1 protein-coding gene and 1 pseudogene are annotated in these 1,747 nt (G+C 67.5%); both read right to left on the reverse strand.

The annotated features are described in order from the left end of the window. A partial coding sequence (locus ACLB9X_RS34315) for an IS110 family transposase (protein WP_410364330.1) occupies window positions 1-968 on the reverse strand: 968 nt, incomplete at its 3' end. 186 nt (window positions 969-1,154) lie between these two features. Further along, window positions 1,155-1,735: pseudogene (locus ACLB9X_RS34320) on the reverse strand (transposase). Window positions 1,736-1,747 lie beyond the last annotated feature (12 nt).

The raw sequence follows: 1,747 nt of genomic DNA on the forward strand, positions 1-1,747 counted from the left end.
TTGCCGCTGATCCGTCCCGAGTCCTTCGGAACGGGCGCCAGGCCGGCGACACCGGCGAGGCGGTCGGCGGTGCCGAAGACGCTCATGTCGCCGCCGGTATGGGCTATGAACTCGGCGGCCAGGACGGGGCCGATGCCGGGCATGCTCAGGATGACCTCGGCGTGCGGGTGGTCGCGAAACCGGCCCTCGATCAGGGCGTCGGTCTCGGCGATCTCCTCATCGAGGGCCATCACCTCCCTTGCCAGCCTGGCCACGACGGCCGCGGCCAGCTTCTCTCCGGGAACGGCGGTGTGCTGGGCCTCGGCGGCTTCGACGGCGGTGGCCGCGACGAGCCTGTAGTTGCGGACCTTGCGGTTCTTCAACCAGACGGCCAAGCGGTTCCTGCCAGTCCGACGCAGGGCGGCCGGCGTCTGGTAGCAGGTCAGCAGGAGCAAGGACGCCTTCGACGTGCTGTAGTCGAAGGCCCGCTCCAGGGCCGGGAAGTACCCCAGCATCTGGGCCCGCATCCGGTTGATCGCCCTCGTGCGGTCCGCGGCCAGGTCCAGGCGGCGAGAGGTGAGGATGCGCAGGTCGACGGCGATATCGTCGCCAGGGTGCATCAGCTGGAGGTCGCGGCGCATGCGGGCCTGGTCCGCGATGATGAAAGCGTCCTTCGCGTCGCTCTTCCCGTCACCCCGGTAGGAGCCGGAGGCGTGGTGGACGGTGCGGCCGGGGATGTAGAGGACCTGCTGCCCTTTGTCGGTCAGAAGGGCGATCATCAGCGCGGCCCCGCCGGCATTGAGGTCGATCGCCCAGGTCACCGGCTCTCCTTGGCTCAAAGCGAAAACATCCGCAATCAGTTCCAGCAACGCGGTCTCGTCGTTGACCACCCGCCGCGACAGCCTGCGCTTGCCCTCCGCGTCGATCACCACGCAGTGATGCTCGGCCTTGCCCGCATCCGTACCGGCCCATAGTTCGGGCACGACCACCTCCGGAGTCGTTCCTGTTCGAGTCCCAGCAGACGACCTCGCCAGCGTGTCCTTACCAAGCGATCTTGCCGCGCGCATCCCAATCAGTGGCCGAGTCGTCGCGGGGCACCGGGCGGCCAATCAGTAGAAGCCACTCCTGCGGCATGAGGTTGACAGCCACACCCGGTGCCCCTGGGCCTCCCGATCCTACGAGTGACCGGAATCAACCCCACCAACAACGTAAGGAGCTTGTAGGCGCGGTGTCGTGAGCTTGAGTCCGGTCGCGGCGAGGCATCCGTCGATGAGGTCGCTGCGGTACTGGATCTGCCGGAGGCCGTGGCGGAGTGTGCTGATGAGGTGTTCGGGGTCGGTGAAAGCGGTGTTGGCCTGGCAGGTCGCCGCAGCAAGGACCAGATCCCTTCGACGGGGTTGAGGTCGGGCGCGTACGGCGGCAGGTGGTAGGCGGTGATCCAGTCGTGCGCGTCGATGAAGGAACGCATCCGGGTGTCCTTGTGGACGTTCAAGTTGTCCCAGATGAGGACGATGGGACCGCCGAGCTGCTGGTGTGCGGCGATCAGCAGGTCGCGGTAGTCGGTCCAGGTGAAACTGCGCCGGCCGCCTCGCTTGTGGTCGATGTGCCGCTTCGGCCGGTAGATGGGACGGGAGCGTTCGCCGAGCTTGTAGCAGGTCAACGCGGCGATCGAGAACCGCCGCTGCGAGCGCCCTCGGACCCGGATGACGGGTGTGCTGCCGCGCTTTGCCCAGGTGCGTGAGGTCGGCGGCGTCATCGAGAACCCGGC

Source organism: Streptomyces sp. 5K101, assembly GCF_046506645.1.
Classification (GTDB): Bacteria; Actinomycetota; Actinomycetes; order Streptomycetales; family Streptomycetaceae; genus Streptomyces.